16 protein-coding genes are annotated in these 14,249 nt (G+C 72.1%); 9 read left to right on the top strand and 7 right to left on the bottom strand.

Going from position 1 to position 14,249, the window contains the following annotated elements:
- Nucleotides 1-175 precede the first annotated feature (175 nt).
- The 6 genes from GCU67_RS12200 to GCU67_RS12175 form a co-directional block, all read right to left on the bottom strand.
- Complete coding sequence (locus GCU67_RS12200; protein ID WP_338104963.1) at nucleotides 176-1,318, bottom strand: sigma-70 family RNA polymerase sigma factor; 1,143 nt, start codon at nucleotides 1,316-1,318, stop codon at nucleotides 176-178.
- An 89-nt stretch (nucleotides 1,319-1,407) separates the two neighbouring features.
- Nucleotides 1,408-2,007 carry a hypothetical protein gene (locus tag GCU67_RS21350; RefSeq protein ID WP_211661243.1) on the bottom strand — a complete coding sequence of 200 codons (600 nt, stop codon included), beginning with the start codon at nucleotides 2,005-2,007 and terminating at the stop codon, nucleotides 1,408-1,410.
- 139 nt (nucleotides 2,008-2,146) lie between these two features.
- Complete coding sequence (gene csrA / locus GCU67_RS22445) at nucleotides 2,147-2,398, bottom strand: carbon storage regulator CsrA (protein ID WP_163611486.1); 252 nt, start codon at nucleotides 2,396-2,398, stop codon at nucleotides 2,147-2,149.
- 142 nt (nucleotides 2,399-2,540) lie between these two features.
- Nucleotides 2,541-3,473 (bottom strand): flagellar hook-associated protein FlgL, encoded by a 933-nt coding sequence (flgL, locus tag GCU67_RS12185; RefSeq protein WP_163611485.1) that lies wholly within the window; start codon nucleotides 3,471-3,473, stop codon nucleotides 2,541-2,543.
- 4 nt (nucleotides 3,474-3,477) lie between these two features.
- A complete protein-coding gene (gene flgK, locus GCU67_RS12180) occupies nucleotides 3,478-4,890 on the bottom strand; it encodes a flagellar hook-associated protein FlgK (protein WP_163611484.1) in 1,413 nt (470 codons plus the stop codon).
- 58 nt (nucleotides 4,891-4,948) lie between these two features.
- On the bottom strand, nucleotides 4,949-5,437 hold the full coding sequence (locus GCU67_RS12175; protein WP_163611483.1) for a flagellar protein FlgN: 489 nt from the start codon (nucleotides 5,435-5,437) through the stop codon (nucleotides 4,949-4,951).
- Nucleotides 5,438-5,615: 178 nt separating this feature from the next.
- Between GCU67_RS12175 and GCU67_RS12170 the strand changes: the two genes are divergently transcribed.
- Nucleotides 5,616-6,539, top strand: a complete 924-nt coding sequence (locus GCU67_RS12170) for a sigma-70 family RNA polymerase sigma factor (protein ID WP_338104962.1) — start codon at nucleotides 5,616-5,618, stop codon at nucleotides 6,537-6,539.
- A gap of 145 nt (nucleotides 6,540-6,684) precedes the next feature.
- On the opposite strand, the gene GCU67_RS12165 is transcribed toward GCU67_RS12170, so the two are convergent.
- A complete protein-coding gene (locus GCU67_RS12165) occupies nucleotides 6,685-7,758 on the bottom strand; it encodes a glycosyltransferase family protein (RefSeq protein WP_163611481.1) in 1,074 nt (357 codons plus the stop codon).
- Between the two features lie 304 nt (nucleotides 7,759-8,062).
- Here GCU67_RS12165 and GCU67_RS12160 point away from each other — a divergent pair, with 304 nt between their 5' ends.
- The 8 genes from GCU67_RS12160 (at nucleotide 8,063) to fliF (ending at nucleotide 14,170) form a co-directional block, all read left to right on the top strand.
- Nucleotides 8,063-8,887 (top strand): flagellin N-terminal helical domain-containing protein, encoded by an 825-nt coding sequence (locus GCU67_RS12160; protein WP_163611480.1) that lies wholly within the window; start codon nucleotides 8,063-8,065, stop codon nucleotides 8,885-8,887.
- A 128-nt stretch (nucleotides 8,888-9,015) separates the two neighbouring features.
- Nucleotides 9,016-10,401 carry a flagellar filament capping protein FliD gene (gene fliD, locus GCU67_RS12155; protein WP_163611479.1) on the top strand — a complete coding sequence of 462 codons (1,386 nt, stop codon included), beginning with the start codon at nucleotides 9,016-9,018 and terminating at the stop codon, nucleotides 10,399-10,401.
- A 26-nt stretch (nucleotides 10,402-10,427) separates the two neighbouring features.
- Nucleotides 10,428-10,814 carry a flagellar export chaperone FliS gene (gene fliS, locus GCU67_RS12150; RefSeq protein ID WP_163611478.1) on the top strand — a complete coding sequence of 129 codons (387 nt, stop codon included), beginning with the start codon at nucleotides 10,428-10,430 and terminating at the stop codon, nucleotides 10,812-10,814.
- The gene (locus GCU67_RS12145; protein WP_163611477.1) at nucleotides 10,811-11,185 is read left to right on the top strand and encodes a hypothetical protein; all 375 of its coding nucleotides are present in this window, start codon (nucleotides 10,811-10,813) and stop codon (nucleotides 11,183-11,185) included. The genes fliS and GCU67_RS12145 overlap by 4 nt, the downstream gene beginning before the upstream one ends.
- 349 nt (nucleotides 11,186-11,534) lie before the next feature.
- Nucleotides 11,535-11,864 (top strand): flagellar basal body rod protein FlgB, encoded by a 330-nt coding sequence (gene flgB, locus GCU67_RS12140; protein WP_163611476.1) that lies wholly within the window; start codon nucleotides 11,535-11,537, stop codon nucleotides 11,862-11,864.
- A gap of 1 nt (nucleotide 11,865) precedes the next feature.
- Entirely contained in the window at nucleotides 11,866-12,270 is a 405-nt protein-coding gene (locus GCU67_RS12135; protein ID WP_338104961.1) for a flagellar basal body rod protein FlgC, read from the top strand.
- Nucleotides 12,271-12,272: 2 nt separating this feature from the next.
- Complete coding sequence (gene fliE / locus GCU67_RS12130; RefSeq protein WP_163611475.1) at nucleotides 12,273-12,614, top strand: flagellar hook-basal body complex protein FliE; 342 nt, start codon at nucleotides 12,273-12,275, stop codon at nucleotides 12,612-12,614.
- Complete coding sequence (gene fliF, locus GCU67_RS12125; RefSeq protein ID WP_163611474.1) at nucleotides 12,614-14,170, top strand: flagellar basal-body MS-ring/collar protein FliF; 1,557 nt, start codon at nucleotides 12,614-12,616, stop codon at nucleotides 14,168-14,170. Before fliE ends, fliF begins: the two co-directional genes overlap by 1 nt.
- The last annotated feature ends 79 nt before the right edge of the window (nucleotides 14,171-14,249 follow it).

Here is a 14,249-nt window from a genome sequence, read left to right as displayed (position 1 = left end):
GACCCGTGCAACGACCCAGTTTCCCGGCACCTCTCGACACGACTGCGCCCCGGCCCGCCGAAGCGGTCCGGGGCGCAGGTGACGTACTGACGCGGCCTCCGTCACAGAGCCGCTGCGCGCAGGTGACCTGCTGGAGCGGCCCCCTTCCCGGGGAGGGAGGGGGTCCCCCGACTCTTCAGCCGCCGAGCTCGGACAGGCGTGTCTTGAGCGCCTGCTCCGCGCGGTCGGCGTGGACGTTCATGTTGCGCACGGAGGTGTTGAGGTCGGCCGACAGCTGGGTCTTGGTCTGCCCACCCCAGGTGGTCAGGTACCAGGTGGCCCAGCCGAGCACGTTCGGCTGCGCGGCGCGCTGGTCGCGGCGGGCCGTCGGGTCGGGCGCGCAGGCGGCGGTGAGGGCGTGGGAGAGCAGGGTCTGCTCGGCCTCCCCCATGATCTCGTCGGGCACCTCGGCGCTGTCGGGGACGACGAACTCGACCGCGTCGGCCCCGCCGTCCAGCGACTGCAGGTTGCGCAGCCCGTTGAGGGTGGCGACGGTCTGGGAGTTGCGGCGCAGGGTGGCGACGCTCTGGCCCATGTAGGCGGCCAGTTCCTTCTCGCTGGGCCGGCGCTGGTGCTCGGCGGTGAAGGCGGCGATGGCCTTCTGCTGCTTGTTCTCGGTGTCGGCCGCGGTGCGCCCGTAGGCGTTGCGCCCGAGGTCGTGCACCCACTTGGACAGCTGCGTGGCGAGAAACGCGCCGAACGGCACGCCCTTGGCCTCGTCGTACTGGGAGACCGCCTTCAGCACCCACTCGGCGACCTGCTGGTCGACGTCGTCGTTGTCGGGCAGGTGCAGGCGGATCGTGCTCATGTTCCGCTGCAGCCGCTTGAGGCTGACCCGGCAGTAGTGGCGGCACAGCCCGTCGAGGAAGGCGGGGGGCAGGTCACGGGGGGCGCGGCGGCGGACGCCGGTCTCCGGGCGCAGCCCGACGGTGGCGTACCCGTGGGTGGCGCACCAGGCGCGGGTCGTCGCGGCCATCTCGTCACCGGTGCCCGGCGTGCCGTCGACCCGGTAGAGCCCGTCCCCCTCGTCGTAGGTGACCGTCACGTCGGCGGGGAAGGCGGCGCGGAACTCGGCCAGCGGCAGTTCCCGGTCGGTGCGGAAGTGCACCCGGTCGCGCGGCGTGATGGGGGCCAGCAGCCAGCCGTCGGCCTCGGGCACGCCACCGAAGACCAGCGGCTCGCGGGTGCGGCGCTCCTCGGGGGCGCTCGCCGGGGCGAGCCCCGCGGGGCGGGTGGACGTCGTCGGGGCGGCGGTCGGGGCGGTGACGAGATCGGACACCGGGTCCTCCTGAGGGGAAGTGCAGGTGGAAGAGGTGAGGGTGCAGAAGCCGGTGGCGCGAGCCGGTGCGGCGCGCCGGAGGCGGTCGATCAGGCGGGCACGGGCACGGCGTGGCGCAGCGACTCGCCGACGGGCGTGCGCGGCGAGGGGATGCGCGGGGCGACAGCGCGGGGGGCGACGGCGAGCGGGTCGGCGGCGCGGGGGGCGACGGCTGCCTCGAGGACGCCGGCGGCGGCGCTGCGCTCGACGGCGCTGGGCTCGGCGACGTACACCGGCATGAAGTCGTAGAGGTCGGTGAAGAGACCGTCGACGAAGGCGTAGGCGGTCTGGGCCTCGTCGGAGAACTTGGCGATCAGCTCACGCGGGCCGAGCTCGACGCCGACGGTGACCCGGACGACGCGGTCGTCGCCGGACAGGCCGGTCAGGGAGAAGGAGACCTGCTCGTGCCGGGCGGCCAGCGCGGTGAGCGCGGCCAGGCAGCGGCGGGTGCCCGTGCGCCGGGGGCGCAGCTGGACGTGGACGACCACGGTCTCGGACCAGGTCGTGTCGGCGGACTCCGCGCAGGCAGGGCCGACCGCGTCCACGTCGCTGCCGACGGCCTCGACGAGGCGCAGGCCGTCGGCAGCAGACGGGTCGATCCGCAGGTCGATGCCGGCGGTCGTGTTCGGTGCGAGTGCGCTGAGTGCCATGTCGATCTCCCCCAGTAGCGGTGGCGCTGTGGGGGAAGAGTTGCGCAGTCAGAGACGGTCCGACGGCGAGACTCGCCGTCCTGGTGCCAGTGTGACAACTGAGGTGAACGACTATTGAGCGGAACAGGTCACGGCTATGTCACTCTTTGCTAGTCGAGCGCTCTAGGGATGGTGCGAATGCTGCCAAGGCACCCAGCGCGTCGGCTGCCACCTCGGCCGCCAGGCTGTTCGCCTCGGCGATCTGGCGGTAGACCTCTTCGCGGTGGATGGCGACCTCGCGGGGGGCCTTGAAGCCCAGCCGCACGGTGCCGCCGCGCACCTCGACGACATAGACCTCGATGTCCTCGCCGATCCGGATGCTCTCGCCGACGCTGCGGGTGAGAGTGAGCATGGGTACCCCTCCATGGGTTCGTGTGGGCCATCCGTGGCATGCCCCGCCGCTGCGGCGGGACGCAGGACCGCACCACCGGGTGGTGCGGTCCTGACACTCTTCTCGGCAGGGGCGGGCGCGAAACGGGCGCCCCTGGCGGCGATCAGCGGAGGAAGTCCAGCAGAGTGGGCTGGATGGCCTTGGCCGTGGCGCCCAGCGCGGCCTGGTAGCCGGTCCGCTGCATCTCCAGGTTCATGATCGTCTTGGCCAGGTCGATGTTCTCTATCTCGCCCGAGCGGGTGGTCAGCGTCAGCTGGAGGTCGCTGTTGACCTGCTTGGCCGTCTCGATCCGGTTGGTCCGGCTGCCGATGTCCGTGGCGGCCGTCAGCATCGAGTTGAGCGCGGCGTCCAGCGCGTCGAGGTCGGCGGCCACCGCGGCCGGGTCGTTCACCACGTTGTCGGCCAGGTCGCCGATGATCGTGAAGAGGTCCCGCGTCGCCGGGGTGACGCCGGCCGCCGAGGTGACGCCGAAGGCCTCCGGCCCGGTGATGTCCACGCGGACGGCCTCGGCGTCGGACACCTGCCGGGTCACCATGACCGCGGTGTCCGCCGGGCCCGCGGGAGCCCGGAAGCCCTGGTAGGCACCGGTGGTCACGTCGTAGGCGGTCGTGCCGCTGGTGACCCCGCCGAACAGCGGGTGACCCTGCACGACCGTGTTGGCCTGGCCGAGCAGGCTCTCCCGGATGCCGGTGAGCTCGGCGGCGACGGCCGCGCGGCCGGCGTCGGACATCGACCCGCTGTTGGTCCCGCTGAGCGCGCGCTCCTTGGCGGTGTGGACCTGGGCGATCATGCTCTGCAGGACCGAGTCCGTGGCGTTGAGGACGCTGATCCCGTCGGAGATGTTGCGCGCGTGCTGCATGGCACCGGCGAGCTCCTGGCGGGTCTGCATGGCCGTGTTGGTGCCGGTCGGGTCGTCGGAGGGCTTGTTGATCGACCGCCCCGACGTCAGCTGCTGCTGCAGCTTGCCGATGGCCTCCATGTTGCGGTTGAGGCCCTGCAGGCTGGTGAGCGCGATCGAGCGCTGGGTGATCCGCATCAGGTCACAGCCCCACGCGGCCGGTGCGGTTGATCAGCACGTCGAGCGTCTCGTCGATGGTGGTGATCATGCGTGCGGCAGCGGAGTAGGCGTGCTGGAACTGCATCATGTTCGTCATCTCCTCGTCCAGGTTGACCCCGGAGACCGAGTCGCGGGCGGCGTCCACCTGGCTGCTGACCACGGCCTGGGTGGCCAGGCTGCTGGTGGCGACCGACGCCTCGACGCCCAGGCCCACGATCAGCTGCCGGTAGGCGCTCATCGCCCCGCCCGCCTTGTTCTGCAGCTTGCCGATCGCGGCGGCGTTGCTGCCGTCCGAGGTCGGCCCGGGGCCGACCGTGGCCGCGGCGAGCTGCGCCGGGTCGCTGAGCAGCACCTCGATCGTGGCCGCGGTGACCGTGGCCGACCCGCCGGGGCCGCCCAGGACCGCCAGCCCACGGACGCCGGCCTGGTCGTAGCCGGCGGTCTGGGCGGTGTTGAACTCGTCGGCGATCCGCTGGGCGACCTGGTCGAGCTGGGTCAGGTACTTGGGGATCGTCGTGGTGAGCGCGGCCGTCTTGCCGCCGGCGGTGCCGCCCACGTTCACGGTGGTGCCGCCCGGGTCCGTGACGAAACGCGGCGGGTCGGTGGTGGCGGCCGCCCGGTCCAGCCCACCCCGGAACGCCAGACCCACGGACGTGCCGCCCGAGACGAGCGTCGCACCGGCGACGACGACGTCGACCTGGCCGTCGTCGCCGGGCCGGGAGGTCGCGCCGATCGCGGCCGACAGCTGGAGGACCAGGCCGTCGCGCTTGTCCGCCAGCTCGTTGACCGGCAGGCCGGCCTGGACGCCGCGCTTGATCGCGGTGTTGAGGTCGGCGATCGAGGCGGCGGTGGCGTTGACGTCCTCGGACAGCACGGCCAGGCTCTCGCGCGTCTGGGTCCACTGCTTGTCCAGCGTGGCGCTGGTGGTGCGCAGCTCGCCGACGAGGCTGGCCGTCGACTGCAGGACCGCGGTGCGGGCACCGGAGCTGGTGTTGTCGTTCGGGTGGTTGGCGACGTCCTGCCAGGCGGTGTAGACGGCGGTCAGCTTGGCCTGGATGCCGGTCGTGCCCGGCTCGCGGAAGGCCTGCTCCACCTGGGCGAGGGTGGCGTCGGCGACCGTCAGCCGCGCGGTGCCGCCGCTCTCCAGCTGCGCGCGCCCCTCCAGGAAGGCGTCCCGGATCCGGATGACGGTGTCGGCGTCGACGCCCTGGCCGACCTGGTTGCTGGTGGCGTAGACCGCCGGGACGACGTTGCCGCCCACCGACTGCAGCTCGGCGCGCTGCCGGGTGTAGCCGGGGGTGTTGACGTTGGCGATGTTCTGCCCGGTGACGTCCAGGCCGCGCTGCTGGGCCCAGAGGGCGGTGGTCGCGGTGTTGAGACCCGAGAAGGTGCTCACTTCGACTCCTCGCGGGGGTGGGACTGGCGGGTGGGGGACGCGGCGGGGCGGGCGGTGGTCACAGGGAGCCGTCCAGGGTGACCGAGCGGTAGGCGTTGCCGGAGGCCCGGCCGGACTGCGTGTACGTGCCGGCCGACGCGGCGGGCCGGCTGGTCGCGAGCGCGTCGTTGATGACCGCCAGGCCGCTCTCGATGAGCTCCTTGTTGGCGTCCGACAGCCCGCGCAGCTCCGAGACCAGCACGAGCAGCGCCTCGTGGTGCTTGGCGTAGAGGTCGTTCCAGGGGGCCGGCGCGCAGTCCGCGAGGGTGCGCAGCGATGGGTTGGCCTCCAGGCCGAGCCGGCCGGCGATCTGCTCGGTGGCCGCGGCGCGCTCCACCTCGAGGGTCCGCAGCTGCTCCAGGACCACCTCGATCTCGTGGGCGATGCGCGCGAGCCACCGGCTCTTGCCGGTGAGGATCAGGTACTGCTTCTCCTCGGCCTTGAAGAGCAGGAGGTCGAGCAGCTCCTGCTCCCGCCAGAGCAACGTCGACAGGTGCTGGTGGTCCATGCCGGCCGCCTTCCGTGGTCATGTGCAGCCCTGGTGCAGGCCGGGCCCACCGGGTCCGGCGGGCGCTGTCGATGTGGCATCGGCATCGCGCCGGGCGTGGTCAAGTCGAGATCTGCCCGGTGGAGAAATGTGGCGCAGCCCGGTCTCGTCCAGGCCCGGGACAGCCGAGGACAGAGCCGTGACCCCAGCCCGCTCCGCCGTGCTCGACCGCCGACCGACCGACGTCGACGCGCTGGTGACCACCCATCTCCCGCTGGCTCAGTTCGCGGTGAACGCGGTGGCCTCCCGCATCTCCCTGCCCAGCCACGTGAGCCGGGACGACCTGCTCTCCTGCGCGAGCATCGCGCTGGTCGAGGTCGCCCGGCGCTTCGACCCGGACGCCGGTGCCACGTTCGCCACCTACGCCCTCCCCCGCCTGCAGGGCGCCGTCCTCGACGAGCTCCGCTCCGGCGACTGGGCGAGCCGGTCGGTGCGGGCCGCGGCGCGGCGCACCGACGCCGCCGCCGACGCCCTCACCCTCACCCTGGGCCGGCCGCCGACCCGGGAGGAACTGGCCACCAGCCTCGGCGTCCCGCGCTCGGAGCTGGACTCGCTGCAGATCGACGTGCACCGGGCCGTGATGGTGAGCATCGACGCCGAGACCGGCACCGAGGGCGGCAGCCTGGACCTGCCCGACACCGGCGACTCCCCCGAGCGCGCCCTGCTGCGCGGCGAGCGGGCCCGGCACCTGCACGAGGCGATCCGGGCACTGCCCGACCGCCTCGACGAGGTCGTCGAGCGCAACTTCTTCGGTGACGAGTCGCTGACCGACATCGCGGACTCCCTCGGGGTCACCCTGTCGCGGGTCTCGCAGATGCGGGCTCGGGCGCTGACCCTGCTGCACGCCGCCATGAGCGAGATCTGGGACGGCACCGTCGTGCCCCCCACCGGCGGGGTGCGGGCCCGCAACCAGCAGCGGGCCTACGTCGACCGGGTGACCACCGGGCAGTCGGCCGGCCGCGACGCGGCAGCCCCGCCCGCTGCGACCGTGCCGCAGCCGCGGCCCCGCTCGCGGCAGCGCTGGATCCTCCCCGAGCGGGACGCGGCCGTGCAGTCTGCCTGAGCCCCCGCACCCCGTACCACCGGGCCCCCGGCCGACGGCGACGTCGGCCGGGGGCCCGCGCACGTCCGGATCCAGCCCGGGCACGACGACGACGAAGGCCCTCTCCCCCGGTGCGGGCGAGAGGGCCTTCGTCGTCGTCGTGCCGTCAGGCGCTGAGACGCTGGCTGCGGGTCCGGTTCTCCCGGGCCTGCCGCCAGGCGTCGGCCCAGCGGGACGCGGTGTGCTCGGTCAGGTGGCCGGCCAGCACCGCCGTCCGGTCGGCCTCGGCGAGCTCCCGTCGCCGGTCGGGGTCCTTCACGGCGGCGGTGAGGAGGGTCGCCCAGTCGCGGGGGGCCTTCGCTCGCCGACCCAACCCGAGCCGCTCGTACTCCGCGCTCGGGGACCGCACGGAGTAGACCCCTCGGGCGGCGTACTCGAGGACCTTCAGCCAGCTCTTGCACGCGTTGAAGCGGTCGTCACGCAGCGGGGCGATGCCGATGTCGAACGTCTCGCCCACCAGCGCGGCGTACTCGTCGACGTCCTGGACCCACGGGAGGACCTCCGGCTCGTCGGCCAGCCGGAGGTGGGTGCGCGACTCCCCCGCCTGCCCCAGCACGAGGAACCTGGACTGCCCGCGGGTGCGCTCCAGCGCCTGCTGGAGACCGGACTCCATCACCTGCAGGTCGTAGGGGTGCACGGAGACCGCCCCGGTCCAGCCGATGGTCACGGTCTCCGGCTCCCGTTCGTAGGCCGGCGGCAGCGCGGCGATCCGGCGCGGGATGGCGTTCGGCACGACCACACCCCGGCCACGGGGGGCGTACTCCTGCAGCAGGGCGGGCGTGGACACCGTGACCAGGTCGGCCTCCCGGGCGCAGGCCAGCGCCAGCTTGGCCATGCCGCCGCGCACCAGTGAGTCATGGCCGCCGTGGCCGTAGGGCACCGCGGAGAAGAGGTCGTCCATCTCCACCACCACGGCGACGCCTTGGGCCTGCAGGAGCCGCAGCACCTGCAGCATCGCCACCGTCTTGGGCAGCTGCAGCACGACGACGTCCGCGCCCCGGGCGTCGACCGAGCCGACGCTGAGCTCGGCCTCGCCCGGGCGCTGGACCATGGTGGTGGCGATCCCGTGGCGGACCTCGACGTCGATCCCGAGGTCGGCCTCCACCACGGCCCGGGCGGGTTCGGTCATCCGGTGGTACTTCGAGCCGGTGAAGACGGTGGTGCACATCAGGACGTTCACGTCGACGGGTCCTCCACGGATCAGGCTCCGGTCCGTCGACGGCGGCCGCAGCTGCTGCCTGTCGAGACGGACCCGCGCCAGGCGGCGCCGGAGACATCGGTCCGGGTATCGGCACGATCGGGTCCGGGTGGCACCACGCGCACCCCCGCGCCTCGACTCCGACTGACCCGGAGGGAGGAGCCGAGAAAACTTCTCCGCTTCGGCTCAAGGACCGCCCTGCACCCGCCGTTACAGGTGAGGCAACGCCCCGCAGCACGGATGCAGCGGGTACCACCCAGAAAACCCACTTCCACGGAGGAACACCATGGGTCTCAGCGTCAACACCAACGTCGCCGCCATGAACGCTTACCGCAACCTGTCGGTGACGGACGGCCAGATGAGCAAGTCCCTGGAGAAGCTGTCCTCTGGCTTCCGGATCAACCGGGCCGCCGACGACGCGGCCGGCCTGGCCATCTCCGAGGGTCTCCGCTCGCAGATCGGTGGCCTCAAGGTCGCCTCCCGCAACGCCCAGGACGGCATCTCGGTCGTGCAGACCGCAGAAGGCGCCCTGACCGAGACGCACTCCATCCTGCAGCGCATGCGTGACCTCGCGGTGCAGGCCAGCAACGACGGCTCGCTGTCCGACACCGACAAGGCGAAGGCCAACGAGGAGTTCACCGCCCTCAAGTCCGAGCTGGACGACATCGCCACGAAGACCACCTTCAACGGCACCAACCTGCTCAACGGCACCTACACGGCCAAGAACTTCCAGGTCGGCTCCAACGCCGGCGAGACCCTGTCGCTGTCCATCGGCAACATGGGCGCCTCCGGCCTGTCGGTCAACGCCTCGGCCGTCGGCACCGCCTCCGGCGCCTCGGCGGCCATCACCGCCGTCAACACCGCCATCGGCACCGTCTCCACCGAGCGCGCCAAGCTGGGTGCCACCCAGAACCGCCTCGAGCACAAGATCAACAACCTGAACGCCACCGTCGAGAACCTGTCGGCGTCGGAGAGCCGCATCCGCGACACCGACATGGCCCAGGAGATGACCAACTTCTCCCGGACCCAGATCCTGAGCCAGGCCGGCACGGCCATGCTGGCCCAGGCGAACCAGTCCACGCAGAGCCTCCTGTCGCTCCTGCGCGGCTGATCGACCCGCACCACCTGAGCACCACCCGGTGAGGGGGGAGGCCCCACGGCCTCCCCCCTCATCGGCGTACTCCCTCCACCGCAGGTCACCACCGCGAGCCCGAGAGCAGAGGAACCGACATGGCCGGCATGAGCGTGAGCACGGGCCTGATCTCGGGCATCAACTACGACACGATGATCGGCCAGCTGATGCAGGTCGAGGCGAACCCGCAGAAGCTGCTGCAGAACAAGCTGGTCGACACCAAGGCCGACGCCGCCGCCTACCGCGCCGTCAACACGAAGTTCGACGCGCTGCGCAGCGCGGCCGAGGCGCTCACCAAGTCGGTCACGTTCGCCGCCGCCAAGGCCAGCAGCACCAGCACCGACGTCGTCGCGACCGCCTCCCCCACCGCCCAGCCCGGTTCTCAGGTCAGCTTCTCGGTCCTCAGCGTCGCGAGGACCCACGCCGAGGTCACCTCCGGCGAGTGGGGCTCGCGGACCGCGGCGGCCGCCACCGGAGGCCCCGGCTGGCCGCTGACCATCACCGACGGCGCCGGCAAGAGCGCCACGGTGTCCCTGCCCGCCGACGGCACCCTCACCGACGCCGCCTCCGCGATCAACTCCGCCGGGCTCGGCGTGAGGGCGACCGTGGTGCAGCTGGCCGCGGACCGGTTTCGGCTGCAGCTGACCTCCACGACCAGCGGCGAGGACGGCGTCTTCACCGTCAGCGAGACCCCACGGACCGACGGCGCCATGACCGGCGGCTTCACCCTCCTCGCGCAGGGCCAGGACGCCACCCTCGACCTGGGCGGCCCAGGCCTGATCGCGAAGTCCGCGACCAACACCTTCACCGACCTCGTCCCCGGCGTCACCTTCACCGTCGGCAAGGCCGACACCACCGGGACGACGACCACCGTCTCGGTGGCCAGCGACCCGACGGCGGTGTCCACCGCGGTCAAGACGATGGTGGACGCCGCGAACGCCGTCCTGTCGGCGATCGCCGCCCAGACCGACACCAGCAGCGGCAGCAAGGCCGCGCTCAAGGGCGACAGCACGCTGCGCTCGCTGACCAGCTCGGTGCTGTCGACCATCTCCACGGCCATCGGCGGCGCCTCGACGTCGTCGGTGGGCATCTCGCTGACCCGCGACGGCCGGTTCTCCTTCGACTCCGAGAAGTTCACCGCCGCGCTCGCCGCCGACCCGGCGAAGGCGCAGGCCCTGGTCAACGGCTCCGACGCCGTCACCGCGCCCGACGGCACCGTCACCCCCGCCGTCAAGGGGGTCGCCCAGCGACTGCTGGAGCTGTCCAAGCAGGCCAGCAACGCGACCACCGGCATCCTGGTCCTGCGCGCCAAGGGCGAGGACGACGAGGCGCTGGGCCTGACCAGCCAGATCGAGGACTGGGACCGCCGGCTGCAGCTGCGCGAGGCCAGCATCACCGCACGGTTCAACGCCATGGAGACCGCTCTGGGCACCCTGCAGAGCAAGTCGTCCTGGCTGTCCTCCCAGCTCGCGTCCCTGTCGAAGAGCTCCTGACCCACCGCTCCCCCGGAGGAAACCCGATGAGTGCCGCCACCCTGCGGAACCGCTACCTCGGCGATGCCGTGAGCACCGCCTCGCCCCAGCGCCTGCTGGTCATGCTCTACGACCGGCTCGCCCTCGACCTCGAGCGCGCCGAGTCCGCCCTGGCCACCGGCGACCGCGAGCAGAGCAACGCCCTGCTGCAGCACGCCCAGGACATCGTGCTCGAACTCCACTCCAGCCTGCAGGTCGACTCGTGGGAGGGCGGTCCCCGCCTGTCCGCGCTCTACACCTGGCTGCACGGTGAGCTGGTGCGCGCCAACGTCAAGGGCGACCTGCGCCGCGTGGGCGACTGCCGCAAGATCGTCGAGCCGCTGCGCGACGCGTGGCGGGAGGCCGCGGCCTCCCTCGCCTCGAGCCCGGCGTGACCGCCGGCCACGCCTCCCGCAACCGGGCCGGGGACTCCCCCGTCGCCCGCGGTGGGGCGCGGAACTGGCCGGCCGTCCTCGACGCGCTCGAGGGCGACGTCTTCGAGGCCGAGGCGACCCTGGCCCGCGGCCGGGCCGAGGAGATCGCCGCGTGGGGCCGCCGGTCCACCGACTGGATCCCGCCGAGCAACCTGGGCCCGCTGCCCGACGACCTGCGCGAGCGCGCCGCCCGGCTGCTCCAGCACCAGTTGGCCGTCGCCGAGGCCCTGGTCGAGCGGATCACCCAGTCGCAGAAGCAGCGCGACGTCGCCGCCCGGATGTCCTACGCGCCGACCCGCCCCGTCGCCTCCTTCATCGACCGCGCGCTGTAGAAGAAGGACCCCCTCCCACGAGCCCTTCGCCGGCTCAGGGCACGACCGGAGGGGGCCGTCACACCAGCCTCATCGAACTCCCCCGTCCCCCGGGGCAGAAGTGGCCACTTCTGCCCCGGGGGACGTGTGCGTTGTGTGACTGCGAGCGTCCGATCGGGTGCATGTGGTCATGATCGGCGCCCGCCCTGCCGAGAGAGCAGGAGCACGGAACGCAACGCAGCACTCGCCACGGATCGGCGGCCCCCTCACTCCCAGGAACCTCCTGGGCGTGCGTCCCGCCGTACCCGGAGGAACCCCCCGTGCTCCGTCGCTCCCTGCCGAGCGCCCGGTGATCATCACCGACTCGACCATGACTGCGCTGCACGCGTCCCTGACCGGACTCCAGCAGCGTCAGCGCGTGACCGCCGACAACATCGCCAACGTCCAGACGCCGGGCTTCCTGGCCGGCCGGGTCGACTTCGAGTCGGCCCTGCAGAACGAGATTGCCAACGGCGAGACCCCCGTGGTCGGCCGGTCGGCGACGAGCCGTTCGCTGGACCCGACCCGCACCGACGGCAACAACGTCAACCTGGACACCGAGACGGTGATCGCCACGGAGACCGGCCTGCGCTACCAGCTGTCGCTCAGCGCCCTCGACGGCAAGTACGCCCTCCTCCGCTCCGCACTCCGGACGCAGTGACGTGGCCGCCTTCGACACCCTGGGCATCGCCGGGTCCTCGCTGTTCGTCCACCGCAAGTGGATGGACGCCGTCTCGGACAACATCGCCAACATCAACACCGTCAACCCGGCCGGGGAGGACGCCTTCCAGGAGCGGATGGTCGTCGCCCAGGCGGTCGACTACGGCTCCGGCGAGGGCGGCGTCCGCGTCGCGCGGACCGAGCTCGGCTCGGCCGAGGGCCGGATGGTGTTCGAGCCGGACAACCCGATGGCCGACGCCGAGGGCTACGTCCGGTACCCCGACATCGACCTCGGCGACCAGATGACCCAGCTGCTCATGGCCCAGCGTGGCTACCAGGCGAACCTCGCCACCATCAAGAGCGCCACTGAGGCCTATCAGATGGCCCTGCAGCTCGGGAAGGGCTGACCATGACCTCGCCGATCTCCGCCATCCCCGCGTTCACCGCCGCGATGCCCACGCCGAACATCGACGGGACGTCGGGTGTCACCGGCGTCTCGATGAGCCCGTCGGCCACCTCCGCCGTCGGCGACGGCGGCTTCGCCGACATCCTGACCGGCCAGATCGACCAGCTCAACGCCGTGCAGGGCAACGTGGACACCCTGGCGCTGCAGGCGGCCACTGGCGACCTGCAGGACGCCCACGACTACATGATCGCCAGCACTGAGGCCCGGCTCGCCACCGACACCGTGGTCACGCTGAAGAACTCCGCCGTCGCCGCCTTCACCGAGATCATGAGGATGCCGGTCTGATGCCTCCCGCCCTCGCCGGCCCGCTGACCCGGGTCAGGACGCTGCTGTCGACGATCAGCGTCGGGCAGAAGATCGTGATCGGCCTGCTGCTGACCGGTCTGCTGCTCGGTGGCTTCGTCTTCACGCGCTGGATCACCGCGCCGACCCTGTCGCCGCTGTTCAGCAACCTGGCCTCGGCCGACGCCTCGGCGATCGTCGAGGAGCTCACCGCCCAGGGCGTGCCCTACGAGCTGGCCGACGGCGGCGGGACGATCATGGTCGCCCAGGACGCGGTCTACGACCTGCGCCTGGCGATGAGCGGCAAGGGCCTGCCCGAGGGCAACGAGACCGGCTACGCGCTGCTGGACAAGCAGGGCATCACCACCAGCGAGTTCCAGCAGCAGGTGAGCTACCAGCGGGCGCTGGAGGGCGAGTTGTCGACCACCCTCAAGGCGCTGGACGGCGTGCGGTCCGCGGTCGTGCACGTCGCGATGCCCAAGGACGACGTCTTCGCCACCGACGAGGGCAAGCCCACCGCCTCGGTCCTGCTGGACCTGGCCCCCGGCACGAAGCTGGGCGGCGAGCAGATCACCGCCGTCACCCACCTGGTCTCCTCCAGCATCCAGGGCATGGCCCCGGACGCGGTGACCGTCGCGGACTCCACCGGCGCCGTGCTGTCGGCCGCCGGCGAGGGTGTGACCGGTGGCGTGGGCGACGCCCAGGCCGAGGCCGAGCAGAGCTACGAGGGGCGGCTGGCGGCCAACGCGCAGCAGATCCTGGACCGGGTCGCCGGACCTGGGAGGTCCGTGGTCTCCGTCCGGGCCGACCTGGACTTCTCCAAGCGCGACACCACCAAGGAGAGCTACCAGTACAACCCGGACAACGTCCCGACCTCGGAGACGCGGACCACCGAGGACTACACCGGCACCGGCGGTGCCGTCGGTGGCGTGCTGGGCGCCGAGGACACGGCCGGCACGACCGGCGGCGACTCCGCCTACAAGAAGGAGTCGACGACCACGAACAACCCCGTCGACAAGACGGTGGAGACGGTGCAGAACGCCCCCGGCGACGTGCAGCGGCTGACCGTGTCGGTGGCCATGGACTCCGCCGCGGCCGGCGGGCTGAACCAGCAGCAGGTGCAGGACCTGGTGAGCACGGCCATCGGGCTGGACATCGCCCGTGGCGACGCGATCACGGTGGCCACGATGGCCTTCGACACCTCCGCCGCCGAGCAGGCCGCCGCCGACCTCGCCGCCGAGCGCGAGGCGGAGAAGACCGCCCAGATGTGGTCGATGATCAAGACCGGCGGCATCGCGCTGGGCATCGCCCTGCTGGTGCTCGTCGTCTGGCTCCGCTCCCGCCGCAACCGCGAGGAGTACGAGGAGCTCGAGGACGAGCCCCTGGACTACGAGCGCCTCCAGGTCCAGAGCATCCGCGACCCCGAGCTCGACGACCGCGCGGCCCAGCTGGCCGCCGCACAGCGGGAGAAGGTCCGCGGCGAGATCTCCGAGATGGTCAGCGACCGTCCCGACGAGGTCGCCACGATGCTGCGGGGCTGGTTCGCCGAGTCGAAGTGAGAGCGGACGCAGACGGGCCGGGTCCGACAGGACCCGGCCCGTCTGCGTCCCGGACTGCCGATGAAGAAGGGGACGTCGA

This window comes from Modestobacter muralis, from assembly GCF_010682105.1.
In the GTDB taxonomy this organism is placed as follows: Bacteria; Actinomycetota; Actinomycetes; order Mycobacteriales; family Geodermatophilaceae; genus Modestobacter; species Modestobacter muralis.
This window is presented reverse-complemented; position numbering and strand designations above follow the sequence as displayed.

Coding starts and splice junctions, on each gene's coding strand:
- GCU67_RS21350 (WP_211661243.1), bottom strand. CDS start 2,007: ATGGCACTCAGCGCACTCGCACCGAACACGACCGCCGGCATCGACCTG.
- csrA (WP_163611486.1), bottom strand. CDS start 2,398: ATGCTCACTCTCACCCGCAGCGTCGGCGAGAGCATCCGGATCGGCGAG.
- flgL (WP_163611485.1), bottom strand. CDS start 3,473: ATGCGGATCACCCAGCGCTCGATCGCGCTCACCAGCCTGCAGGGCCTC.
- GCU67_RS12175 (WP_163611483.1), bottom strand. CDS start 5,437: ATGGACCACCAGCACCTGTCGACGTTGCTCTGGCGGGAGCAGGAGCTG.
- GCU67_RS12160 (WP_163611480.1), top strand. CDS start 8,063: ATGGGTCTCAGCGTCAACACCAACGTCGCCGCCATGAACGCTTACCGC.
- fliD (WP_163611479.1), top strand. CDS start 9,016: ATGAGCGTGAGCACGGGCCTGATCTCGGGCATCAACTACGACACGATG.
- fliS (WP_163611478.1), top strand. CDS start 10,428: ATGAGTGCCGCCACCCTGCGGAACCGCTACCTCGGCGATGCCGTGAGC.
- flgB (WP_163611476.1), top strand. CDS start 11,535: ATGACTGCGCTGCACGCGTCCCTGACCGGACTCCAGCAGCGTCAGCGC.
- fliE (WP_163611475.1), top strand. CDS start 12,273: ATGACCTCGCCGATCTCCGCCATCCCCGCGTTCACCGCCGCGATGCCC.
- fliF (WP_163611474.1), top strand. CDS start 12,614: ATGCCTCCCGCCCTCGCCGGCCCGCTGACCCGGGTCAGGACGCTGCTG.